Raw genomic sequence first — 24,470 nt, 5'->3', positions numbered from 1 at the left:
AGTATAAAAGTAAAAAGGTTTAGCCTAAAGATTGTGTAAAGTTTTTTACAGGCTTTATAAGCCCGATTCGTAGCAGCCTATGTCAGGATCATTGCCGCGCTCTTTGCCGTCGAGGTCTATTGTGGTGCCCGTCTGCATTCCTGCATTTATGCAGGGAGAGAATTCCTGCAAATGAAAATCGAACCTGTTATTAAAAGCATCAATGGCCAGAAAAGCCGGGTCTTCGTTTTGTATGCTGCTGGTAAAAGTTGCATTGGCCGGCTGATTGCCTTTGTATAACACATTTTCAAATGTAGTCTCAAATGTGCTGTTACCTTTCTGCACTGTACTGATCTCGTCTGTAACAAATCCTTCCCCGCCATAAAAAATGCAGTTGGTAAACAATGCCTGCAATGGAAATATTTGGTCATTGTCATCATAATCAGTTAACGCAAGTACCGGAAGCTGGTGCGACAAAAAGCTGTTGCTGTAAGATGCCACCGTACAATGGTCAAAATTATACCTGCCGCCTGCAGCAATTTGTATATTCTGGCCACAATTACTCAACAGGCAGTTAACTGCCCGCAGGCTGCTGAAAGCCGCAAATATGCCGGTGCCTGACGCATTATCGACAATGCATTGCTCCATTACAAGTTTTGGGTTATCGTTCAATGCAGGATTTTTTAACACCAGCGCATTGGTTGCGTTTAGCAGTGATACGAAGGCGAGTTCATTATTGATGCTGCTGTTATTAAAGGTAATGCCCTGCCAGCTTCCCGGTAAATCCCTGTAATATTCATCCAGCCTGTCATTGCGAAAAATAATCTGAGTACTGTCGTATTTTTCGCCCACGGCGGTAAGTGTGCCATCTACCATAATACCAGCGCCGGCATGGCAATAGATGCGGCTACCTTTTTCGATGGTTAGCGTGGCTGCAGGGGAAACGGTTAGTATGCCTTTCAGCACAACCGGCAACGTGTTTTTCCAGGTAGTGTCCTTTGTTACAACAGCATTGTTTAAGAATACTGCATTTTGCCCGTAAGCATCCAGTTGCACAAAGGTTTCTTTGCCATTGTATTCAATTTTGATGCTGTCCTGTATAATGAACGGGTTCGTGCTGTTATTTGGATCAATTGTTATTGCAACAAACACATAAATACTGTCGTTGGGTGCTATTTCTATGTCCGTAAAAGCGTTGCCTGCTGTACCATCAACATTCATATGAAAGAAAGAAGCGCTGCCACCAGCCAGTACAATATTGCTGATGCGTAACTTTTGATCATTGGCATTAAAGATCTTAAAAGACTGCGTTACCGAGCCAACCGAAGTAAAAACCGTATCAAAATGTACAGTGTCTGCAGATGTAAATACAAAAGCGTTGGGACTATCTGTAAAACCTGTTTTTTTACAGGCAGCTAATGACAGCAGTAACAACACCGTTATGCTAAAGACAACATTCCTCGCTTTCATTCTTTCAAATGTAATATGAAAATGCATACATGGTCATTACACGTTTGTCAATTTATCTTTTTGATTTCATCCCGGGTATCCGGGCCAGCATTATGCAGTTGTCAAATGGTAAATGCCACAGTGGCAATATACAGTGTGGTTCCGGGTACAGACAATACCTGTTCACCACATGCCTCAAGCGTTGCGCCGGTTGTAATAATATCGTCTACCAGTAAGATATTTTTGCCTTCTATGGCTGCCGGGTTGGTTACGGCAAAAACATTTTGCATAGATTGCCACCTGCTTACCCGGTCTTTGTGTGTTTGCGTTTCAGTAAAAATTTTTCTTTCCACTGCACCTGTTAATACCGGTCTTTGCCACGCACTGCTTAAACCGGCTGCTATTATTGCAGCCTGGTTGTAACCGCGCTTCTTTTCTTTTCGCGGGTTTAGCGGCAACGGCACAATCGCATCTACGTTATCAAAACGGTCTGTTGCTGCCATCATCCTGCCCAGTTGTCTTCCCAGGTAAAAACCAATCTCTTTATTCCCGTGGTATTTAAGCCCTGCTATAAGGTCTCTTAACAAACTATCTTTGGTAAAGTAATATGCACCTCCTGCAGCTTCCACCTGCAGCCGGCCGTAAAATTTTTGCTCAACAAGGTTGTGCTTATCTGCAATAAAGTTTGTTACAGGCAGTTGCAAATAACATTTTGCACATAAGATGGAATCATTATTTATAATGTCTGTTCCGCAACCTTCACATACGTGCGGAAAAAACAGGTGCATAAAGCTGTGGAACGTTTGAGTAAGGGTGGCAGGCATTTCAAAAAAAGGTTTGTTTAAATATAAAATATTTACACGTTAAAACAAATAACGGTATACTTCATCTACACGTGTAAGCGCAATTACTTCTATCTTAAACTGGTTTTTATCAAAACCTTTCTTATTAAATTTTGAGACAATGATTTTTTCAAAACCCAATTTCTGCGCCTCTGCAATACGTTGCTCTATCCTGTTTACAGCGCGTATCTCTCCGTTCAATCCTATTTCACCTGCAAAACAAATGTGCGCCGGCAACGGAATGTCTTCATAAGATGAAAGCAATGCACAGATTACTGCAAGATCAATCGATGGGTCTTCTACCTTAAGGCCACCGGCAATATTTACAAACACATCTTTTACGCCAAACTGAAAACCGCCGCGCTTTTCCAGCACCGCCAGCAGCAGTTGTAACCGCCGGAGATCAAAACCAGAAACCGTTCTCTGTGGTGTGCCGTATACACTCTGTGTTACCAATGCCTGCACTTCAATCAACAGCGGGCGCATTCCTTCCATGCTTGCAGCAATGGCGCTGCCGCTCAGTTGTTCTTCTTTCTGGTTAATCAGAATTTCCGATGGGTTTAGTACCGGGCGCATACCGTCGCCGGTCATTTCGTATATACCTAATTCTGCCGTGCTGCCAAAACGGTTTTTAAGTGTGCGTAAAATTCTATACGCATAGTGGCGGTCACCTTCAAATTGCAAAACAGTATCTACCATATGCTCCAGCAGCTTCGGCCCGGCAATGGTGCCGTCTTTGGTAATATGACCGATCAAAAAAACCGGCGTATCAGTCTCTTTGGCAAAACGCTGGAAAGCGGCTGCACATTCTCTTATCTGTGTAATGCTGCCTGCTGAAGAATCTACAATATCAGATTGTAAAGTTTGAATAGAATCCACAATCACAAAATCGGGTTTTAGTTTTTTTATTTCCTGGAAGATGATGTGTGTGGATGTTTCAGTAAGCAGGTAAAAATTTTCATTGCTTATTTTAAGCCTGTCTGCACGCATTTTTATCTGTTGCTCACTCTCCTCCCCGCTTATGTATAGTGTTACAACATCCTGTAGTTCGAGTGCATCCTGTAAAAGCAATGTGCTTTTGCCAATGCCCGGCTCTCCTGCTACCAATACAATACTACCGGGCACAATGCCCCCACCGAGTACGCGGTTTAACTCACTGTCTTTTGCTGTTATTCGTCTCTCTGCTTTGGTACTTACTTCATTCAACGCTACAACAGCAGCGGTTCTTTTATCTGCATGATAAGATTTCCAGGTTTCAGTTGTTTTCCTGGCACCTTTATCTACAACTTCCTCAATAAATGTGTTCCATTCATTACAGGCCGGGCATTTGCCCAGCCACTTGGTACTTTCATAACCGCAATTGCCGCAAAAGAACGCCGTTTTTATTTTGCTCATTACGTAAAGATAATTGTGATGCAATGATACATGGTATAAATGCTGAAGAAGTACAACAACCCATGATGTGTATTGATTTTTTTATACACGGCACCTGTATACGCAGTATCGTTGCTGATGTTTTGCTGCAGTACAAGAGTGCGACGCAACGGAAGCTTCATAGCAGCACAACCGCCGGGCTCATAAACCAAAAAATGCATAGAAAGATGTTAGGTAACCAGCATCGGTAGTAATGGCATCGCCTGTTGTGTCACTCACTTGTGCGTTTGGTTTTTTATGGCGGCAGTGGCGTTCCGGTCCATCGGGTTTGTTGCAGCCAACAATCTAAACAGTTGCAAACCTTGTGTGCTGCCGGTAAAGTTTTGATTTAAAAACAAGAACCAAACAAACCATATTGAACCTGTGAAAAGATAGTTTTAATGCGTTAATTTATATAAAGCAAAAGGTCGGCAAGAATGCCGACCCTTTACTTACTAACCCATTAAATTCTGCCACTAAATTACAATTTTGAGGTTCATTTCAAAATTATTTTTTCTCGTTGTTGAAAACTTTAAGGATTGGCGGTGCTGGCTTTAATAAATCCTTGCAGGCTTTACATTACGCAAAAAATACATACCATTTATCATATATATAAAATTGATTAATAAAAGCTTGACTACGTTTTGTGACAATTTATTGAGACAAAAACTGAAAAAAACATGATAATATCCTGGCAATTTTTGAAAAATGTATAAAAACAAGGCTCATTTTCTGATTGTTAAGAAAAATATAATGGTAATTTTAGGCTTTAAGCATTGTAACTGCGCTGTTTAACAGAAATCAAAACTAATTGCACATGAGAAAACTGCTATTGAGCTTTTGGGGGCTCTTGTTTCTGGTTATTTCCCACGCCCAGACCACAGTGAGTGGAAAAATTACAGACGGGAAAGACGGATCTCCCATTGTAGGAGCAACCGTAAAGTCAAAAGGTGGCAAAGCCACGGTACTTTCCCAGGATGACGGTACATTTTCAATCAACGTTGAGGCAGGCATCAAATCGCTCATTATTTCTTTTATAGGCTATGCCGAAAAAGAAATTCCTGCAAGTGGTTCTAACCTGTTGGTAACCATGACACAATCTGACCAATCCCTGAGTGAGGTGGTGGTAGTGGGTTATGGTACAAAGATCAAAAAAGATCTTACCGGCAATATTGCCAAGGTTAAAGGAGCGGATGTGCAGAACATGCCGGTACCTAACCTTAACCAGGCTTTGCAGGGGCGTGCCGCAGGTGTATTTGTAGAAGCAAACAACGGGAAAGTAGGCGAAGGCGTAAAAATAAGGATCCGTGGTTCGGGATCAATCTCCGCTTCAAACTCGCCTTTATATGTAATAGATGGCGTACCTATCAGCAACGGATCTTATTCGGGCAGCCCGCTGGCTGATATCAACTTTAATGATATTGAATCTTTCGACATTCTGAAAGATGCCTCTGCCGCCGCTATTTACGGCTCAAGAGCGGCTAATGGTGTAGTACTGATTACCACTAAAAAAGGCAAATCGGGCAAAACATCTTTCCAGGTAAATACGCAATACGGCTCTAACAAACCAACACACCTGCGTGGTTTTCTTAATGCGAAAGAATACGTGGACCTTTTAAGAGAAGCCGCGATAAACAGTGATAATATTGAAGGTGTAGATCCGCTCGACCCGGATCAATACGAAAACTCCTGGCTGGAATTTGCGGAAGGCAGGTTAGACCGCTATTCAGGCTGGTCTGACTGGAGATCGCTTGAAACAAATACCAACTGGGAAAAGCTGGCTTTCAACGACAATGCACGTACGTCTGCACTGGATGTTTCTGCATCAGGTGGTAATGACAAGACAAAATTTTATATCAGCGCTGCCTATAACAACCAGGATGGTATTCTGATCGGTAATAATTTCAGGAGAATTTCTACAAGGATCAACCTTGAGCAAAAAGTGAGTGACAAATTCCAGGTTGGTTTAAACCTGAGCCTTTCGCAAACAGTTGCCGGACGTGTACCAAACGATAATGAGTTTGCCACACCCATGCAGATTGTAGCGCTTTCACCTGTTACACCGCTGCGGGATCTTGATGGCAATGTATATAACTCACCAACCACTACATATTCAAACCCATATGTAGATTATACAGATGGCCATTATAAGTCTACTACCTACAGGAACATAGGTAATATCTTTGGCCAGTACAGCATTTTACCTTCGTTGTTTTTCAGGTCTGAGTTTGGTGTAGATATACAAAACCAGAATGATGACCAGTTCTACGGTTTCAACACAACCTATGGTAATGGCACCAACGGTTATGGTGAATCTGACTGGTACCAGGCGTTGAACTACAATACCAACAACTATTTCAATTTCAATAAAACGTTTGGCACTGTACACAACCTTGACGTCGTTGTAGGTATGGCCTACCAGGAATATAAAACCGAATCAGCAAACGTTTACGGAGAACAGTTTCCGGTAGAAGATTTACAAAAACTGGCAAGTGCGGGGTTAATCAAAGGTGGCACGTCAAGGTCGAATCAAACCGCTATACTTTCCTATTTTGCCAGACTTAATTACAAGTTTAACAACAAGTATTTACTGACTGCAAGTAACCGTATTGACGGATCGTCAGTTTTTGGTTCTGATAAGCGATATGGATTCTTTCCTGCTTTTTCTTTAGGATGGATAATAACAGAAGAAAAATTTTTAGAAACCTCCAAAGTTTTAAGTTTTTTGAAATTGAGAGGAAGTTTTGGGCTGTCAGGGAATGACGATGGCTTTGGTAGCTTTTCTTCACTTGGATTGTGGAGTGGTTCTTCTTATGGAGGCACATCAGGTCTTGCACCAATACAACTCGCTAATAAAGATCTGCGTTGGGAAAAATCTAACCAGGTGGATATTGGTTTAGATTTCGGCTTTTTCAACAATCGCTTAAATGGTGAAATCGACTATTACAACCGTAAAACACAGGATCTGATCTATAATGTGCCGGTTCCGGCAAACTCAGGCTTTACCAGCCAGACCGTAAACATCGGCTCAATGGAAAACAAAGGTGTTGAGATCGTTTTAAACGGTGATATTATCTCTTCCAAGTCGTTTAAATGGACCAGCAGCTTCAATATTTCTTTCAATAAAAACAAAGTGCTGCAGTTGGATGGTGAACAAAAACTAATACCCGGTAATGATGGCCGTTACCTGAATTCACTGATCGTTGGCGAATCAATAGGTGTATTTTATGGACCGAAGTTCGCAGGAGTTGACCCGGAAAATGGTGACGCGCTGTACTACCTCGAAGATGGCAAGGCAACAACAAATGATTATGATGCAGCGGGCAACTTCGTGGTGGGTAACCCGAACCCGACAACCATTGCCGGGTTCAACAACTCTTTTTCTTATAAAGGCATCGAACTTTCCGTCTTGTTCCAGGGTGTTTTTGGCAACCAGGTGCTGAATGGTGCAGGTGGCTTTATGAGCGCCAGCTTCGACTGGTTTGATAACCAGACAAGAGAGCAGCTGGACAGATGGCAGAAGCCCGGCGATATTACCAACGTACCACAATTAAGGCTTGGTTACGGTAATGGTATCAGTGCTTCAAGCCGTTACGTATATGATGCAGACTATATAAGGCTGAAGAACATTACACTCGCTTACAGGCTACCTTCAAGCATTGCCACCAGGCTCAGATTGCAGTCAGCCCGATTGTATGTAACAGGCGTAAACCTCTTAACCTTTACAGATTATCCCGGCTGGGATCCTGAAGTGAATACTGATTACAGGGCGGGTAATATCAACCAGGGCTCAGACTTTTATGCTGCACCACAGATCAAAAACATTTCAATTGGCCTGAACATCGGGTTCTGATTTGACTACTTTAAAACTGAAGCAATGAAAAAAATATTTTTTATAATTACTGTTACAGGGCTGATGCTTTCGGGATGTTCTAAAAATCTTGATATAAAGCCAACCCAGGAAATAGCGGAGGGAGAAGTTTTTACCAATGATGCCAATATAAAGGCCGCTTTAAACGGGGCATATGATGCGCTGAGCAGCAGTTCGCTACTCGGCGGCGATATGCAATTGTATTCAGAACTGCTGGGCTCTGATGATGAGATAAGATGGGCGGGAACATTTAATGAGCCCCGTGAGATATGGAACAAAGCTATCCTAACAAACAATGGGTATGTAAGTGCCACCTGGAACGCGGCTTACCGCGCAACCAATATTTGCAATAACATCATCAATGCTATTGACAAAGTGAACGAAGAAGACAGGGACAGGGTAAAAGGAGAAGCCTTGTTTATTCGCGGCGTTATCTATTTTGAGCTTGTTAAGTTATATGGTAAGCCTTACAGCGCCGGTAATACAACTGCTAATTTGGGTGTGCAGATTGTAACCACCCCTACGGTGGGCAATATATCTGAATCCAATTATGTGCCGCGGAGTACCGTACAGGAAACCTATGACCTGGTTGTGGCAGATCTTACTACAGCCAAGTCTTTGTTACCCGAAGAAAATGGTGTGTATGCCACCACCTATGCTGCCTCAGCATATCTTTCCAGGGTTTACCTGCAGATGGAAGATTACGCAAAAGCCAGGGATGAAGCGGATGCTGTAATTGCGGGCGGATATTATGCACTGAACAACTCTTACGCATCCTGCTTCAATAATGAAAGCAATACTGATGAAGATATTTTTGCCATGCAGGTAACAGCACAGGATGGCGCAAATGATATGCACCTGTTCTGGTCTATTCCTGATTTTGGCGGCAGGGATGGCGATGTGGACGTGGAAGAAAAACACCTGGACCTGTACGAGGCCGACGATGAAAGGCTGGCGTTATTCTACCTGGATGACCAGGATATTTACCGTAGCGGTAAATGGCAGATCCAATACAGGAACCTGCCTGTAATAAGACTGGCAGAAATGTATTTAACAAGGGCAGAATGTAATTTCCGTTTGGGAACAGCTGTTGGTGATTCTCCGGAAAATGACATTGATGTAATCAGGAGCCGGGCTGGCTTAGGCTCACTGGATGAGCTTTCCCTTGATGACATTATACTTGAACGACATCTTGAACTGGCTCATGAAGGTCAGCGCGTACACGATATCAAAAGATTAAAAGGCTCTGCAGACGGATTTGCATACGATGCCAATGAAATGGTATTCCCGATCCCGATAAGCCAGATCAATGCTGTAGGAGCAACCATTTTGCAACAAAACGATGGTTACTAAATATTGTAACACCTTCGAAAGTTAAATAAAAAAATGCCCGTTTTCAACGGGCATTTTTTTATTTAAAAAAGCAGTAAATCATTACTGCTGATCAGATGGTCAGTTCAATCCTGTTTCCTTCAGGATCAGCAACAACGCTTTCATAATAGCCATCTCCCGTAAACCTTGGTTCGCCCAATATTTTTACTCCTGCATTTCTCATAACCGCGGTTAACCTGTTTACTTCTTCGGCAGTGCCAAACGAAATGGCAAAATGTGCGAGACCTGTATACACGTGATTCAAATCATTATGGGTAAAAATAACGCCGGACATTTCCATTAGCTCCAGCCGTACCCCTTCACCAAAGGTGAGAAAGTAAGAAGAGAATTGTTTTACAGGATTATGATAACGTGTATTTGCCGTAGCATTGAACCACTTTACATAAAAGGTTTTCATGGCCTCAAGGTCTTTACACCAGATTGCGAGATGCTCAATATGCATGTTATACCAAAAATTTTACGATCAATATCGAAAAGGTAAGCTCAATTACCCAAATTGGTATAATCTTTTTGCCCGTGAAATACTTCCACAACGCAAAATCTGCATAAAACAGGTTGATCTCTGTAAACGGAAATAAAAACAATAACAGCCAGAAGCTCCTGATGTTTCCTGTGCCGGTTATCATCATATAGGGAAACAATATGAGCAGGGCGCAACATAAAATAAGGAACGGGGAAAATCTTTTTATAATAGAAATTTTTCCTGGTTCTGCGGGGTCCTCATCGCTTACTGCATACAGGCGGTAATCATCGTCTGTGGATAAGGGGGTTCTTTTTAACGGATTTGCTTTCTTTGCCATGATCTTTCACTCCTCTGTATATGTGTGTAAACGTGTGCAGAACATAGATAGTTTTAAGAGCACAAGGTTTAACAAGGAAATGCGTAAAAGCTGTATAAAGCGTTTACATAAAGTTAAAACGCATCTCCCGGCTTTGCAATAGCCTGTTCAGGCTGTGGCATTTTTTCAAGAATCAACGCGGCCTGCGCCACCGCGTGCCGGCATACAGGCTTCGTGCTGTTTACCTGTGTTATACAGTTGCAGTGTGCGACGCAACAGTTGCCCAATAGTAGCAATGCAGCTTAGTACACAATAAAAAACCTTCTTATTGCTAAGAAGGTTTATGAATCATGTGCGTTGATATTTTGTTGTTTGAAATACCTGCTGCATCGTGGTATTACTCACATTACACCCGTTCATCTGCCATATCCGGGATAGCTTCTACTTTATAAGCACCGGCATCGAGCTTGGCTTTTGTTTCAGTAAATGCTTTCAGCGTTTCTTCAATATCTGCATCGGTATGTGCTGCAGTGGGAATAAGGCGATAAATGATATGACCTTTTGGTATTACGGGATACACAACGATGGAACAAAATACATGGTAATTTTCGCGGAGGTCATGCACCATGGCTGTAGCTTCTTCTACGCCACCTTTCATGTAAACAGGGGTTACTGGAGAATCGGTCTTACCAATATCGAAACCCCTTTCTTTTAAACCACCCTGCAGTTTGGTAGCATTCTGCCACAGTTTTTCCTTCAGCCCGGGCATGGTGCGCAACATTTCCAGGCGTTTGAGATTGCCAACCACAATCGGCATAGGCAAGCTCTTGGCGAAGATCTGCGAACGTACATTGTAGCGTATATAATCAATGATCACCCTTGGGCCGGCGATAAATGCACCGATCGATGCCATTGATTTTGCAAACGTGGAAAAGTAAAGATCAATCTCATCCTGGCAGCCCTGCTCTTCCCCGGCGCCGGCGCCTGTTTTACCCAATGTGCCAAAGCCGTGTGCATCGTCTACCAGCAAACGAAACTCGTATTTCGCTTTTAACGCTGCTATTTCTTTCAGTTTACCCTGGTCGCCCGCCATACCAAATACACCTTCGGTAATAACGAGTATACCACCGCGCCCCTGCTCTTCAATTAGTTTTGTGGCACGCTGTAACTGCTTTTCGCAGTCGGCAATATCATTGTGCTTGTACACATAACGGTGCCCCGGGTGTAAACGCAAACCATCAATGATGCATGCATGGCTCTCGGCATCGTACACGATTACGTCGTGTCTTCCGCAAAGTGCATCAATGGCGCTCATGATGCCCTGGTAACCGAAGTTGAGCAGAATGGCATCTTCTTTATGTTCAAACGCGGCCAGTTCTTTCTCGAGCTGTTCGTGGTTATTACTGTTGCCACTCATCATGCGTGCACCCATAGGCAGTGCCAGGCCGTATTGCGAAGCAGCTTCGGCATCTACTTTCCGGATCTCCGGGTGATTGGCGAGACCGAGGTAATTATTAAGACTCCACACAATCATTTCCTGGCCGCGAAACTGCATGCGGCTGCCGATTTCGCCTTCCAGTTTTGGAAAAGCGTAGTAACCATGTGCCCTTTCGCGGTGCTCGCCAATGGGCCCGTAATTCTTCACTAGACGTTCGAAAATGTCTGCCATATGTACTTAAAATTTAGATAATGATGAACTTAGCTGTGGTACTTTTACTCATCGCCTGTTGTGTCACTCACTTGTACTTTCTGTCCGTTAATCAGCAAGTGTACAACCTTACAAGGGTTAGTAAAATTTGCGCAAAAATAAGAAAATGGTAATAATGGAAAATTGTAAAGATTTACAGTATGCTGCAGATGTTGTTTATACGGCGTTGTTGTTGCCGGTCTCCCGGCCGTAAGCCGCCTTGTTGGCGCCCGCCTGCTTACCTTCAGCGAGCATCATTTTGTTGTTGCAATGAATTACAGTATGGGTTTACGGCCATAGGCTTACAAAGCTTAAGACCGGCAAGGGGCGGTTTGAAAATATGCCGGCGCGCCTTTGCACATGCTGAATAATGTTACAGGCGTACAAGAGTGCGACGCAACAAAAGCTTCATGCTTTTACTACAGCCGGGCTCCCAAAAAAACGATTATAAACTTACACCGCGTTTCCATAAAATAAAATCATCCTGCCCGTTGCGAACTGCCGCAACAGTTGTTTCGCCACCGGCAACTTTTAAAACGTAATCGAGCATACGGTCTGCTGCCTGCTCGATGGTTTCTTCACCGTCAATGATTGTCCCCGTGTTCAGGTCAATAATATCATTCATACGGTTGTACAATTCTGTATTGCTCGAAACCTTGATTACGGGTGCCACGGGATTGCCGGTTGGCGTACCGAGACCGGTGGTAAACAATACAATGTTTGCACCGCTGCCCACCTCTGCCGTGGTAGACTCTACATCGTTGCCGGGCGTACACAACAGGTTAAGACCGGGCCTGGTAACTTTTTCAGGATAATCCAACACATCTGTTACGGGAGATGAACCGCCTTTTTTTGCGGCGCCGGCAGATTTTATGGCGTCGGTAATCAATCCATCGCGAATGTTGCCGGGCGAAGGGTTCATATCAAATCCGCTGCCCGCTTCCACGGCTCGTTTGTTATAGCTTGTCATCAACTCAATAAATCTTTTGGCAACATTTTCGTCTACGCACCTGTCGCTCAACTCCTGCTCTACGCCGCACAGTTCGGGAAACTCAGACAGTATAACGGTGCCGCCCAATGCCACCAGCATGTCTGAAACATAACCCAGCGTTGGGTTTGCTGAGATACCGCTAAAACCATCAGAACCGCCGCACTCGAGGCCAATGGTAAGCTTATTGATCGGCTGCGGCGTGCGTACGCAGTTATTTGCTTCAATCAGCCCTTCAAATGTTTTACGTATGGCTTCTTCCATAACGTCTTTTTCCAGGCCGATCTTTTGTTGTTCTATCAAATACAGGGGTTTTGAAAACGACACATCCCGTTTTTTGATCTGCTCCGTTAAAATTGAAAACTGTGAATGCTGGCAGCCCAGGCTTAGCACGGTGGCACCGGCAACGTTTGGGTGTGTAATATAACCGGCCAGCAGACCACAGAGTGCTTCTGCATCCTGTCTTGTACCGCCGCAGCCACCATCATGCAATAAAAACTTTATGCCATCCACATTTTTAAAAAGTCTTTCATAAGTTGCCGTGGCAGCAATTGTATCAAGCTTTACATCGGCAACATTTTTACCTGCTTTAAAAGATGCAATGATCTCTTCAGCAAAGTTGTTATACCTGTTTTTTCTGCCATAGCCAAGTTTCTCCACCAGCGAATCTCGCAGCACCTCCACGTTCCGGTTCTCGCAGAAGACAAGCGGCACTATAACCCAGTAGTTGGCAGTGCCTACACTGCCATCTGCACGCTGGTAGCCCATAAATGTTTTGTCTTTCCATTTTGATACGTCGGGCTGGTGCCAGGCCAGGTTTCTTTTATCAAGTGAAAATGCTTCAGAAGCATGTTGCAGGTTTTCAGTGGAAATGCGCGCAGCCTTTGGAATATGTTTTTTTACTTTGCCAACCAGTACACCATACATATACACACTTTCGCCCACCTGCATTTCATTGACCGTAAACTTATGTTTAGCCGGAATGGTTTCTTCCAATACAAATTCTTCATTACCGTAAGTAAACTTTTCTCCTTTGTCTAGTTTTCTGAGTGCGACAATTACATTGTCTTTGGGGTGCACTTTTACAATTGCATGTTTCATTGCAAATGAAATTTAAAGTCTGTTCTGTATAAGTTGCCTGGCGCCATGCTGGTTAATAAGCGCACAATATTGTGTTACTGCTGCTGTAAAACCCGGCAGATCGTCCAGGTTTTGATGCCACAGCTTTTCATCGCTCAAAATACTTTTTACCGCAGCTTCGGGGCTGCTTTTTTGCCAGTGTATGTGCAGCAATGAAGCCTTATCATCATTGATTGCATATGTGCGGCCGTTTACCGTACCACTGTATTTCCCATCCTCTTGCTGAACGCTTTTCATAAAACAGCAATAAGCGGCAAAACCCAGCGCTATATGCCGGGGTGCTGTACCAAACTTCGAATAATACTGTTGCAGTACCGGCAGGTTACGCATCAGCATTTTACTGCTGTATTGTAATGTAATGCTCAGCCACTGGTGCTCAATAAAAGGGTTGGCGAAGCGGTCGAGCACCTGCATTCCAAACACGTTTGCTTCTTCGGCTGTAATGGCTGATCCCGTTACAGCAGGTGCTATCTCCTGCAACATCACCGTTTCCACATATTTCCTGAAAGCCTTATCGGCCATTGCTTCTTTCACTGTTGCAAAACCTGCCAGCACTGCCAGCCCGCAGGATAATGTATGCGTACCATTCAGTAATCTGAGTTTAAGCTCCCTGAATTTGTAGATATCCGGCGCTACTACCACACCAGTATCTGTTTGAGCAAAAGACAGCCTTTCTATTACTTTTCCGTCAGATGATTCTATTGCCCATAAACTATATACTTCACTCATAATAGCAAGATCATCTGTATAGCCTGTATCTTCTGTCGATGCTTTACCCGGCACAATTCTGTCCACCAAAGAATTACAAAAACTGTTGGCATTTTGCAGCCATTGTATAAACGCTTCACCGAGCCTGTTATGACTGGCCAGTTGCAGCAGAATATCGCGCAGCTTTTTGGCATTATCTGTAAGCAGTTCCGTTGGTATAATGATCATACCTGCATCGCTGCTGCCATCAAAACATTGGTAACGTTCGTACAACCATCTCAACAATTTACCCGGGTAAGAGCCTGGCACACCTTCCATGATGTGCTCAGGTATAAACGTTATACCCACTTCTGTAGTATTGGAAATAATCAGCTGCATTGCTTTATTGGCTGCGCATGCCAGAATACTGTCCCACTCTTCACTGGCAGCCAATACACGGCTGACAGCGGCATTAATGATCGTCTGCTCAACCGTGTTACCATCTTTAACGCCCCTTATAATATGGGTGTATAAATTATCCTGCTGCGCAAATGCATCCGTACTGCCTTGCGTTGTTGATTTAACCACCACAACACGCCCGTTGAAAACGCCCTGCCTGTTGGCTTTATCAATATAATAATCGCATAAACCACGCAATAAAACGCCGGTTCCAAATTGCAATACTTTTTCGGGCAGCAAAAAAAGCGCTGCTTCCGGCTTTTCTATCGCGTTGTTTTGTATGTCTGCTATGGTTGCTTTTGACAGTTGCATATATGTATGTTACCAGCGTTTGTTTTTTATGGCATCGCCTGTTGCCACGCTCGGTTCAGGGTTCCGTTGTTATGGCGACTGAAGCGATCTGTGTAACCCATGCCGCATACATCAATGTAGTATGTTTAAGCATGGTTGATGAACAGCAATTGCCCTTATTAATTATTCATCGTTCCCAATTATTATTCAATCATTCTCTTGCCAGCTCATAGGTTTTCCCCTTTATCGTTTTAAAAGAGATCACAAAACCATATGTTGTTTCTTTCGATTGAATATTTGTTCCTTTCAACGTTACCGGTTCACCCGTTCTTACCACGCATTCATTACCCAGCCCGGAGGTAATCTTTGCAGCAGTTATGTGCCCGCTGGACCAGTCTATATTCACTTCAAAACCGCCACGCGCTTTTAACCCTTTGATGCTTCCGTTGGCCCATACAGCAGGAACTGCGGGCAACAAATGCAGCTCTTTGTTTTGCGATTGCAGCAACATTTCAGCCACGCCGGCTGTACCGGCAAAGTTTCCGTCTATCTGGAAAGGTGGATGAGCATCAAAGAGGTTTGGATAGGCGCCGCCGCCATTGCTCATGTTGTAACCAGATTCCCGCGTAAGATGAAAGAGTTTGCGGTATAACTGATACGCATGGTCACCATCAAGCAAACGTGCCCAAAAGTTTATCTTCCAGGCAAGACTCCAGCCGGTGCCATCATCCCCGCGAAGCTCCAGCGTTTTGGTGGCGGCTGCGGCAAGATCGGGCGTGCCAATGGGCGAAATCTGGTTAGAAGGGTGCAGGCCATATAAATGAGAAACATGACGGTGGTGTGGCTCCACATCTTCATAATCTTTATACCACTCCTGCAGGTTTCCTTTGTGGCCAATCTTAAAAGGATACAACTTATTTTTTGCAGCAATAATGGTATCTATAAAAGCATTGTCTGTTTGTAAAATATTACCTGCTTCAATCAGGTTTCCAAACAGGTCCCTGATAATACTCATATCCATTGTAGTACCTACTGATATGTCAGACCTTTTATCACCATCATAATAATATTCGTTCTCCGGCGAAACACCCGGGGCCGTGACAAGGTAGCCGCTGCTGCTGTCCGGGATTAACCAGTCAAGACAAAACTGTGCAGCGCCTTTTATAAGCGGGTATGCGGTATCGCGTAAGAAACGTTTATTGCCGGTAAACAGGTAGTGCTCCCACAAATCCCTTGTAAGCCAGTTGGCACCCATGGCCCAGTTGGCCCATTTCGGATCGCCTTTGCCTTTATCTCCTACCGGGTTGGAAAGTGCCCATATATCGGAGTTATGGTGTACCACCCATCCGTTCATACCATAGAACTCTTTGGCCGTGGCAGCACCGGTAACCGATAGATGTTCTATGAGGTCAAACATGGGCTGGTGCAGCTCAGGAAGATTGGTTACCTCAGAAGGCCAGTAGTTCATCTGTACATTAATGTTGGTGGTATAGTTGGCACTCCAAGGAGGCCTCATCTCTTTGTTCCAGATACCCTGCAGGTTTGCCGGAACATCGCGTGTGCGGGAAGAAGCAATAAGCAGGTAACGGCCGTATTGAAAATACAATACTTCAAGCGCATTGTCGGTTGCGCCTTTGGTATAAGCTTCCAGCCTTTTATCTGTTGGCTCATTACCGGAAATATCACTGTTGTTCAACGTAAGTGAAACACGGTTAAAGAAGCGCTGGTAATCCTTTACATGCTCAGCCTTCAGTATTTCATAAGTCCTGTTCATTGCCTTGTTCAAATCAGCCGATGCAAGGGCTATTTCGTTTTTACCATCTTTGTCGGGGCATTTATCAAAACCATTAAAGCTTGTGGCGGCGCTTACAAGGAGCGTTACTTCGGTAGCATCTTTGATATGCAGGCCTGCCGAATCTGAATAAACCGACCCATCTTTATGTAACGCTTTCACCATCACGCTAAAGCGCATACCATCACAACCTGTCGGATCTTCATAAATAATAGGTTCTTTGTTATCATTGTAGTAACTGGGATCTGCGTGGGCAGGCGCTTTGCCTTTCAATATGATCTTATCTTTTGCCAGCGTCTCGCTGTAATGCACCTGGCTGCTTGTCCTGATGTTTGCCGTTATTTTCCTGGCAGCACCGGCTGACAATTTTATCACCATCACCTGTGCCGGCGCAGACACAAAAATTTCTCTTTTATATTGCACGCCGTCAATATCAAACGTTGTAGTGCTTACTGCGTTACTGATGTCTAATGTGCGCTTATAATTTGCAGGTTGTTTTCCGCCGAATGGCTGCTCTATACTCAGATCTGCCATTGGCAGGTAACTTTCAGAATAAAGACCCTGCATTTTTTTAACAAGGCTTACCGCTTTATCATATTCCTTATTAAACAAAGCCTGCCGTACCAGTGGTAGATAGCTTTTTGATTCCGGGTTTACATTGGGTGTTACCGGGCCACCGGTCCATAGAGTAGCTTCATTCAGTTGTAATAATTCCTTTTCCACGCCACCATAAACCATCGCGCCAATTCTGCCGTTGCCAACCGGTAATGCCTCTGTCCATACAGTGGCAGGTTTATCATACCAAAGCTGCAGGTGCGCCTGTGCAAAAGTTCCCGTACTGCAGCAAAAAAATAATATGGCAATAAATGCTTTATTCATGGCATTGTTGTTTGTTTTACAACCGGCAGGTTTACACAGCTGGTCTTTGTCGCACATAAAAAACCAAAACACCTGCTGTAATGCGCAGGTTATATGTTGTCTTATTTGCCTGCTGTTTTAGAGCAAAGCGGGAAACCGAAGCAGTCTTAGTCTAGAAGGATCATGCTAAATTCTATTATTCTGTTTAGATTACCGTTGCAAATGTTATCTATTACTAATACAATTCTACCATTGCTTTTATCACAGCATTGCCGGGTTGCAGCCACGAACTGAACTGTTCTTTCACTTCGCCAAAAGCTGCGCGGTGCGTAATAAAAGCTTCGGGTTTTACCAGTTGCTGTTGTATACATTGTATTACGTGGTCAAAGTCCTCACGGGTTGCGTTGCGGCTGCTCATTAAAGTGGCTTCGCGCTTGTGAAATTCGGGGTGAGAAAACCCAATGTCGCCTTTTTGCAATCCCACCAATACGTACCGGCCACCATGTGCTATATAACTAAAACCACCATTGATCGCTTTCAGGTTGCCCGTAGCATCTATCACTACGGAAGGCATGTTATTATGCGTAATTTCTTTTAAACGGCCGTTAATATCCTGTGCAGATACATTAACAATATGCGGTATACCCAACTGCTCATCACAAAACCGCAGGCGTTGGGCATTTACATCTGCCGCAATAACTGTGGCACCGGCAATTTTTGCAAATGCCATTGTAGCCAGTCCTATTGGGCCGGCACCAATAACCAATACATGTTCACCGGGCTGCACATTTGCTCTCCTGATTGCATGGGCGCCAATAGCCAGGGGCTCTGCCAGCGCCAGTTGATCGAGTGAGAGGCCCTGCCCGGTTACAATTGCGGTTGCAGGCACAGCAAAATATTCCCGCATACCACCATCGGTATGTACACCGGCTACCTGCATGCTTACACAACAGTTTGGTTTACCGCTGTTGCATGCGATACAATTACCACAATTGAAATACGGAATAATAGTAACCTCGTCGCCGGCCCTGTATATAGCGGCTGTATGTACCACTTCTGCTGCAAGTTCGTGCCCCAGTATGCGGGGATAAGAGAAGTAAGGCTGCGTGCCTTCAAACGCATGGAGGTCTGTACCGCAAATACCAATACGCCTGATCTTTAGTAAAACCTGCCCGTCCTCTAATATGGGCATATCAGTTTCCCTGTATTCGAAAAAGCCGGGCTTGGTACACACTAAAGCTGTCATATAGTACATTGATTACTGGTGAGATTGAATGGGAAATTGCCGGGTGTATGCACACAAACTGTTGTAGTGATACACCAATATTAATATGATAATGAACTTAACTGCATTGCTACTATCGGCACCTGTTGTGTCACTCACTTGTACTGCAACAAGCGCTTCAGCAAGGTGCAACACGTTCTGTTTATATTACCCTGTACAAAGCGGCCAGGCAAACAGCAACTTAAAACGCTTTCTCAACATCTTCAGCATTGTTGTTACGCTTAGCTCTTCGCTTTGCTGCATAAAGAACCAAACGTACAAGAGTGCGACGCAACGAAGCTTCATAGCAGTGCTGCAGCCGGGTCCATCATTTTTCTACGCATTGGCAAGTGCCCTGTCTAAATGGGTGTAACCACCATCTACATGTATTAACTGCCCGGTTGTATGGCTTGAGCGCTGCGACAACAGGAATACAGTTGTATTGGCAATTTCTTCTGCGGTGGTCATACGGTTTTCCAGTGGAATTTTAGAAACGATCTCCTGTAGTTTCTCATCGGGGTTTGGCAGTGTTTTTATCCAGCTTTCGTAAAGCGGCGTCCAGCATTCGGCTACAACAATGGCATTTACACGAATGCCGTACTTGAGCAACTCTACCGCCCACTCCCTGGTAAGCGCATTGCGTGCGCCGTTTGCCGCAGCATACGCAGAGGTGCCGCCCTGGCCTGTTTCAGCCGTTTTGGAAGTGATGTTTACAATGGCTCCTTTGCTCCTGATAAGCTCGGGCAATGCATGATGCGCCATCAGGTAATAATGCACCACATTTTTATGCAGCGATGCCATAAATCTTTCATACGTACCATGCTCCAGGTTTACGCCATCATTTACACCGGCATTGTTTACAAGACCATCAATTTTACCAAACTTTTTTACTACAGCATCTACCGCCTGCTTACAGGCAAGAGGCTCGGTTAACTCGGCCACAAACTCGTAAGCGTTACCACCTGCTGCCTTTACGGCCTCAACGGTTTGCATGTTGTCATTTTCATTTCTGCCGATGATTACAGGAATGGCTCCTTCTGCAGCAAGAACTTTTACAATACCCTCACCTATACCTTTTGCACCACCTGTAACAATGATGACTTTATCTTTTAATTGCAGATCCATAGACGTTGTACTTATAAGTTGTAAAAAGTTGTTGCGTTATTGCCAAAAAAATCATCCTGCTCAGCGGCGGAAAAAGCGGAAAAATAACGGGTTACTATGCTGAGCATCCTGCCATAATCGGCTGCTACCAGGCAAACCGGCCAGTCTGAACCAAACATGATGCGTTTTGTGCCAAATGTTTCTGTCACCACATCAAGATATGGTACAAAATCTTCGTACTCCCACTGCTGCCAGTTTGCTTCTGTAACCATGCCGGACAGCTTGCAATAAACATGCTCGCAGTGTTTGAATTGTTGTATATCTTTTTTCCAGTCGTCTATTTTCCTGTCTTTGATGTATGGCTTGGCTATATGGTCTATTACAAAAAGCTGCCCGGGAAATTCTTTTACCAGCTCATACGCATAAGACAACTGGTCGGGGAAAATGAGTATATCGTAAGTGTATCGGTACTTTTGCAGCTTGCTGATGCCGTTCCTGAAAGCAGGTTTCAACATCAAAGCCCTGTCTGTCTCGCCCTGCAAAATATGCCGAAAGCCTTTCATTTTCGGATGTTGCCGGTAATATTGCAACTGCTCTTCCACAGCGGCTGACTGCAGGTCTGCCCAGCCTACAACACCTTTTATAAAATCGTGTGCAGCGGCATTGGCCAGTTGAAAATCATTTTCGGCCAGCGACTGGTCTACCTGCACCAGCACACAACCATCTATATGATGTTGCTCAAGAACAGGCAGCAGGCTGGCAGGCATAAAATCCTGCCGGATCGTTTGCATATCATCATTGATCCACGCATGGCGTTCCTTATTATACAACCAAAAGTGCTGGTGTGCATCAATACGCGCCATATGCAACTACGTTTTGTTTTGCAGTACCAAGGCCATCGATGCCCAGTTCAACAACATCTCCTGCCTTTAAATATACCTGGGGGTTCATACCAAGCCCCACGCCGGCAGGTGTTCCGGTAGAGATAATATCTCCGGGTAGTAAGGTCATAAACTGGCTTGTATAGGCAATGATGTGTGGTATCCTGAAAATGAGATTGGCAGTTGTACCATCCTGCATTTTTTTTCCGTTCACAGATAACCAAAGCCGTAGATTGTCTATATCATCCACTTCATCTTTTGTTACCATGTAAGGCCCAAGCGGCGCGAAGGTATCACAGCCTTTGCCTTTGTCCCATGTGCCGCCACGCTCTAGCTGGAATGCTCTCTCGCTTACATCATTGTGTAGTACGTAGCCGGCCACATAGTCCATTGCTGCTGATTCTGACACATAACTGGCTTTTTTGCCGATCACAACAGCCAGTTCTACCTCCCAATCGGTTTTCTCAGAATCTTTCGGTATAACAATATTATCATTTGGTCCAACCAGCGCCGTAGTAGATTTCATGAATATAACTGGCTCTGCCGGCGGTGTGGCACCTGTCTCTTTTGCATGGTCGGCATAATTGAGGCCTATGCAAATAATCTTGGAAGGTCTTGCAACAGGGCTGCCAAGCCTGGTGCCCGCAGGTATTTCGGGCAATGCAGGCTGGTGTTCATCTAAAAATTGCTGCAAACGTGCCAGGCCATCGGTTTCAAAAAAGTGTTCGTTATAATCTTCTCCAAAAGCTGATGTATCGTATAACTTATCACCAACAGCTATGCCTGTTTGTTCATTATTGAATGCTCCAAAACGTATCAGTTTCATGACTAACTATTTTTTGCTGCTATAAAAATGCTTCTTTTCTTAACCATCCGCTAAGTATTCAACCTTATAAATCCACCGTCAATCGGGTAATCTGTACCGGTTATAAAAGACGCTTCATCACTACAGAGGAAAAGAATGATCGCTGCTATCTCATGGGGCTTACCCATCCGGCCAATAGGTTGGGTCTGCGATAATTTTTCAAACATTTCCTGTTCCCGGCCGGGATAGTTTTTGGCCAGGAAGCCATCTACAAACGGCGTATGCACACGACCCGGCGAAACAGAGTTGCAGCGGATATTATCTTTTACATAATCTTTTGCTACAGATAATGTCATAGCACTTACGGCACCCTTGCTCATTGAATAGGCAAAACGATCCTGCAGCCCTACAAATGCAGCTACAGAACACATATTTAGTATAACGCCACCGCCTTGCTGTTTCATAACGGGAACAACCGCGTGCAGACAGTTGTAAACACCTTTTACATTCACCTTGTAAATGCGGTCAAAGTCCTCCTCCGCCGTATTGTCTGCACGGCCTATGTGCGATACTCCGGCACTATTTACCAGGATATGCACCCTGCCGATTGATTGCATCAGTGCTATTACCTGCTGCTGGCTGGTTACATCACAGGCATGCGCCATTGCCTGCCCGCCTTCAACGGTTATCTGCAGCGCACATTGGTCAGCAGCTTCCTGACTGATGTCTACTACATGAACGATAGCCCCCTGCCTGCCAAATAACTGGCATACAGCCCGGCCAATTCCACTACCACCGCCCGTTACTACTGCATGCTTATCTTTTAAACTAAACATTATTTTTTATTTTTATGAGCCAGGGCAATTGAATTACTATCAGGCTTCTGTTGCGTCGCACTCTTGTGCAACAGAACATTATTCAACTGCTCCGGACGTAACAGCGTATTTTATACCAGGCAGGTCTCCCTGCAATCGGACAATAATATTTATCCGTACTCTTTTAAATCAAATATCTTATCCATCAGCAGCCACTTCTCTCCCTCTTTCGCCACAGGCAGGGCCTGTTGGTATTTCCACATTAAAGTTTCCCATTCCTGCACTTTTGCATTGTCTGCATCGGCAGCCGCTTTAGATGCAAAAGAAAAGTTGTCGGTAGTTTCCATTATCATAAAAAGCCGGTTGCCTACGCGGTAGATTTCCATTCCCGTAATTCCCGCATCTGTAATACTGGCAACAATGTCGGGCCATACGGCGCGGTGATAATTTTCATATTCACTGATCAGTTGCGCGTCATCTTTAAGATCTAATGCAAGACAGAGTTTTTTCATACTGTTAATTCCTGTTGTTTAACCTTATGACCTTTTAAGCCAAAGAATAAGATATATGCAAAGCATAACAATGGCACAATGTATGCCCACTGTATGCTACCTGTTTTATCAGATATGTAACCCATAATAAGCGGTGCAACGCCACCACCAATAATAGCCATTACAAGAAAGGATGATGCAATTTTCGTTTCTTCGCCAAGGTCTTTAATGCCCAGCGCAAATATGGTTGGGAACATGATAGACATAAAGAAGGGTACCGCCATTACTGCATATACGGCTATTTCGCCTTTGGTGAGCAACGCTACCGTTAACAACAGAACACTAATGAATGCATAAATGCTCAGCAGTTTTGCCGGCTTTATATACTTCATGAAAAACGTGCCTGTAAAGCGGCCTACCATAAAACCAACCATTGCATAACCAAGCCATTGAGCAGCTAACTTTTCAGGTGTATCTGTAATGTATTTTGCATAGCGAACAAAAAAGCTGCCAACGCCCACCTGTGCACCCACGTAACAAAACTCCCCTATAACCGCCCACTTTACATGCGGGTATTTAAAAACATTCATCGAAAATGATGTATGACTTTCCACATCGCTGGTTTTTACTTCGGGTAGTTTGGAAAATACAAAGAGCAGGCAAATAAAAATAACCACGCAGCCCATAACCAGGTAGGGCATCTTAATGGTATCTGCCTCTGATTGAAGGTATGTCAACAAAGTGCCTGCAGCCTTCATACTGCTTAACTCAACATCAGAATATTCTTTACCGGAAAGTATAAACATGCCGCCGAGTATAGGTGCAAGAAACGCCCCTACCCCATTGAACGACTGGGCAAAATTCAACCGCTGCTCAGAGGTTTCTTTAGGACCAAGTATGGTGATGTATGGATTGGCGACTGTTTCAAGGAAAGTTGCGCCGCTGGCAGATACAAACAATGCGAAGAGAAAGAATGCATAACTGCGTACCGAAGCCGCGGGTATGAACAATAATGCGCCCGCAGCATACAGCGCCAGCCCCAATAATATACCTTTTTTGTAGCCGTATTTGTGCATGAACAAACCTGCAGGAATAGCTATGACAAAATAGCCAAGATAAACGGCAGAATCAATAAATGCTGACTGGGTATCACTTAACTGGCAGGCTTTTTTTAAATGCGGAATAAGTATGGGATTGAGGTTATGCAGGAAAGCCCATAAAAAAAACAAAGACGTTACAAGAATGAACGGAATGAGGTACTTGTTTTTTGGCATGTTGGTTTGTATTGATTGGTCGTTAGAGTTACTGCTTGCTCCATCTGCTTTCTTTTCAAAGAAAGAAATTTTACGGTAAGCATCGTGGTCTTATTTTATCGTTTTGTAAAGTTATTTTACCACGGAGGCTTTACTGCCATACAATATACTGATTATAGCATTCCGGCTGTTGTAAAACGTTGGTGGTGAAGTTAGTGGGGGTAGTGTTT

The 24,470-nt window shown here is 44.2% G+C and carries 18 protein-coding genes; 2 read left to right on the top strand and 16 right to left on the bottom strand.

Annotation, left to right across the window (positions count from 1 at the left end; all coding sequences use genetic code 11):
- Positions 1-54: 54 nt before the first annotated feature.
- The 3 genes from I5907_RS20345 to radA all read right to left on the bottom strand — a co-directional run bounded on the left by I5907_RS20345 (position 55) and on the right by radA (position 3,665).
- Complete coding sequence (locus I5907_RS20345) at positions 55-1,476, bottom strand: choice-of-anchor Q domain-containing protein (protein WP_231402206.1); 1,422 nt, start codon at positions 1,474-1,476, stop codon at positions 55-57.
- Positions 1,477-1,550: 74 nt separating this feature from the next.
- Complete coding sequence (locus tag I5907_RS20340; protein ID WP_196992690.1) at positions 1,551-2,252, bottom strand: ComF family protein; 702 nt, start codon at positions 2,250-2,252, stop codon at positions 1,551-1,553.
- A 39-nt stretch (positions 2,253-2,291) separates the two neighbouring features.
- Complete coding sequence (gene radA, locus I5907_RS20335; protein ID WP_196992689.1) at positions 2,292-3,665, bottom strand: DNA repair protein RadA; 1,374 nt, start codon at positions 3,663-3,665, stop codon at positions 2,292-2,294.
- Positions 3,666-4,500: 835 nt separating this feature from the next.
- On the opposite strand from radA, the gene I5907_RS20330 reads away from it, so the two are divergent.
- A complete protein-coding gene (locus I5907_RS20330; protein ID WP_196992688.1) occupies positions 4,501-7,536 on the top strand; it encodes a SusC/RagA family TonB-linked outer membrane protein in 3,036 nt (1,011 codons plus the stop codon).
- A 24-nt stretch (positions 7,537-7,560) separates the two neighbouring features.
- A complete protein-coding gene (locus I5907_RS20325) occupies positions 7,561-8,907 on the top strand; it encodes a RagB/SusD family nutrient uptake outer membrane protein (protein WP_196992687.1) in 1,347 nt (448 codons plus the stop codon).
- 91 nt (positions 8,908-8,998) lie between these two features.
- On the opposite strand, the gene I5907_RS20320 is transcribed toward I5907_RS20325, so the two are convergent.
- From I5907_RS20320 to fucP, 13 genes are all read right to left on the bottom strand, one after another.
- Positions 8,999-9,388 (bottom strand): VOC family protein, encoded by a 390-nt coding sequence (locus I5907_RS20320; protein ID WP_196992686.1) that lies wholly within the window; start codon positions 9,386-9,388, stop codon positions 8,999-9,001.
- A 1-nt stretch (position 9,389) separates the two neighbouring features.
- Positions 9,390-9,746 (bottom strand): hypothetical protein, encoded by a 357-nt coding sequence (locus I5907_RS20315; protein WP_196992685.1) that lies wholly within the window; start codon positions 9,744-9,746, stop codon positions 9,390-9,392.
- Positions 9,747-10,131: 385 nt separating this feature from the next.
- A complete protein-coding gene (locus I5907_RS20310; protein ID WP_196992684.1) occupies positions 10,132-11,394 on the bottom strand; it encodes an aminotransferase class I/II-fold pyridoxal phosphate-dependent enzyme in 1,263 nt (420 codons plus the stop codon).
- A gap of 463 nt (positions 11,395-11,857) precedes the next feature.
- A complete protein-coding gene (locus tag I5907_RS20305) occupies positions 11,858-13,501 on the bottom strand; it encodes a UxaA family hydrolase (protein WP_196992683.1) in 1,644 nt (547 codons plus the stop codon).
- Positions 13,502-13,513: 12 nt separating this feature from the next.
- A complete protein-coding gene (locus tag I5907_RS20300) occupies positions 13,514-14,998 on the bottom strand; it encodes a tagaturonate reductase (protein WP_196992682.1) in 1,485 nt (494 codons plus the stop codon).
- A 190-nt stretch (positions 14,999-15,188) separates the two neighbouring features.
- Positions 15,189-17,648 (bottom strand): glycoside hydrolase family 95 protein, encoded by a 2,460-nt coding sequence (locus I5907_RS20295; protein ID WP_196992681.1) that lies wholly within the window; start codon positions 17,646-17,648, stop codon positions 15,189-15,191.
- 214 nt (positions 17,649-17,862) lie between these two features.
- Positions 17,863-18,873 (bottom strand): zinc-binding alcohol dehydrogenase family protein, encoded by a 1,011-nt coding sequence (locus tag I5907_RS20290; RefSeq protein ID WP_196992680.1) that lies wholly within the window; start codon positions 18,871-18,873, stop codon positions 17,863-17,865.
- A 354-nt stretch (positions 18,874-19,227) separates the two neighbouring features.
- Entirely contained in the window at positions 19,228-20,016 is a 789-nt protein-coding gene (locus I5907_RS20285; protein WP_196992679.1) for an L-fucose dehydrogenase, read from the bottom strand.
- Positions 20,017-20,027: 11 nt separating this feature from the next.
- Positions 20,028-20,858 (bottom strand): amidohydrolase family protein, encoded by an 831-nt coding sequence (locus I5907_RS20280; protein WP_196992678.1) that lies wholly within the window; start codon positions 20,856-20,858, stop codon positions 20,028-20,030.
- The gene (locus I5907_RS20275) at positions 20,845-21,702 is read right to left on the bottom strand and encodes a fumarylacetoacetate hydrolase family protein (protein ID WP_196992677.1); all 858 of its coding nucleotides are present in this window, start codon (positions 21,700-21,702) and stop codon (positions 20,845-20,847) included. Before I5907_RS20275 ends, I5907_RS20280 begins: the two co-directional genes overlap by 14 nt.
- 50 nt (positions 21,703-21,752) lie before the next feature.
- Positions 21,753-22,517 (bottom strand): SDR family NAD(P)-dependent oxidoreductase, encoded by a 765-nt coding sequence (locus tag I5907_RS20270; protein WP_196992676.1) that lies wholly within the window; start codon positions 22,515-22,517, stop codon positions 21,753-21,755.
- A 149-nt stretch (positions 22,518-22,666) separates the two neighbouring features.
- On the bottom strand, positions 22,667-23,008 hold the full coding sequence (locus I5907_RS20265; RefSeq protein WP_196992675.1) for an L-rhamnose mutarotase: 342 nt from the start codon (positions 23,006-23,008) through the stop codon (positions 22,667-22,669).
- The gene (gene fucP, locus I5907_RS20260; protein ID WP_196992674.1) at positions 23,005-24,261 is read right to left on the bottom strand and encodes an L-fucose:H+ symporter permease; all 1,257 of its coding nucleotides are present in this window, start codon (positions 24,259-24,261) and stop codon (positions 23,005-23,007) included. Before fucP ends, I5907_RS20265 begins: the two co-directional genes overlap by 4 nt.
- Between the last annotated feature and the right edge of the window lie 209 nt (positions 24,262-24,470).

The organism is Panacibacter microcysteis (genome assembly GCF_015831355.1).
GTDB classification, from domain to species: Bacteria; Bacteroidota; Bacteroidia; order Chitinophagales; family Chitinophagaceae; genus Panacibacter; species Panacibacter microcysteis.
Note: the sequence above shows the minus strand (reverse complement) of the source record. Positions and strands in the feature narration are given on the sequence as shown.

What these genes read in the sequence shown, in the direction of transcription:
- I5907_RS20270 (WP_196992676.1), bottom strand. Translation starts at nt 22,517, where the DNA reads ATGTTTAGTTTAAAAGATAAGCATGCAGTAGTAACGGGCGGTGGTAGT.
- I5907_RS20320 (WP_196992686.1), bottom strand. Translation starts at nt 9,388, where the DNA reads ATGCATATTGAGCATCTCGCAATCTGGTGTAAAGACCTTGAGGCCATG.
- I5907_RS20315 (WP_196992685.1), bottom strand. Translation starts at nt 9,746, where the DNA reads ATGGCAAAGAAAGCAAATCCGTTAAAAAGAACCCCCTTATCCACAGAC.
- I5907_RS20340 (WP_196992690.1), bottom strand. Translation starts at nt 2,252, where the DNA reads ATGCCTGCCACCCTTACTCAAACGTTCCACAGCTTTATGCACCTGTTT.
- I5907_RS20295 (WP_196992681.1), bottom strand. Translation starts at nt 17,648, where the DNA reads ATGAATAAAGCATTTATTGCCATATTATTTTTTTGCTGCAGTACGGGA.
- radA (WP_196992689.1), bottom strand. Translation starts at nt 3,665, where the DNA reads ATGAGCAAAATAAAAACGGCGTTCTTTTGCGGCAATTGCGGTTATGAA.
- I5907_RS20310 (WP_196992684.1), bottom strand. Translation starts at nt 11,394, where the DNA reads ATGGCAGACATTTTCGAACGTCTAGTGAAGAATTACGGGCCCATTGGC.
- I5907_RS20280 (WP_196992678.1), bottom strand. Translation starts at nt 20,858, where the DNA reads ATGGCGCGTATTGATGCACACCAGCACTTTTGGTTGTATAATAAGGAA.
- I5907_RS20265 (WP_196992675.1), bottom strand. Translation starts at nt 23,008, where the DNA reads ATGAAAAAACTCTGTCTTGCATTAGATCTTAAAGATGACGCGCAACTG.
- I5907_RS20285 (WP_196992679.1), bottom strand. Translation starts at nt 20,016, where the DNA reads ATGGATCTGCAATTAAAAGATAAAGTCATCATTGTTACAGGTGGTGCA.
- I5907_RS20275 (WP_196992677.1), bottom strand. Translation starts at nt 21,702, where the DNA reads ATGAAACTGATACGTTTTGGAGCATTCAATAATGAACAAACAGGCATA.
- I5907_RS20345 (WP_231402206.1), bottom strand. Translation starts at nt 1,476, where the DNA reads ATGCATTTTCATATTACATTTGAAAGAATGAAAGCGAGGAATGTTGTC.
- I5907_RS20300 (WP_196992682.1), bottom strand. Translation starts at nt 14,998, where the DNA reads ATGCAACTGTCAAAAGCAACCATAGCAGACATACAAAACAACGCGATA.
- fucP (WP_196992674.1), bottom strand. Translation starts at nt 24,261, where the DNA reads ATGCCAAAAAACAAGTACCTCATTCCGTTCATTCTTGTAACGTCTTTG.
- I5907_RS20305 (WP_196992683.1), bottom strand. Translation starts at nt 13,501, where the DNA reads ATGAAACATGCAATTGTAAAAGTGCACCCCAAAGACAATGTAATTGTC.
- I5907_RS20330 (WP_196992688.1), top strand. Translation starts at nt 4,501, where the DNA reads ATGAGAAAACTGCTATTGAGCTTTTGGGGGCTCTTGTTTCTGGTTATT.
- I5907_RS20290 (WP_196992680.1), bottom strand. Translation starts at nt 18,873, where the DNA reads ATGACAGCTTTAGTGTGTACCAAGCCCGGCTTTTTCGAATACAGGGAA.
- I5907_RS20325 (WP_196992687.1), top strand. Translation starts at nt 7,561, where the DNA reads ATGAAAAAAATATTTTTTATAATTACTGTTACAGGGCTGATGCTTTCG.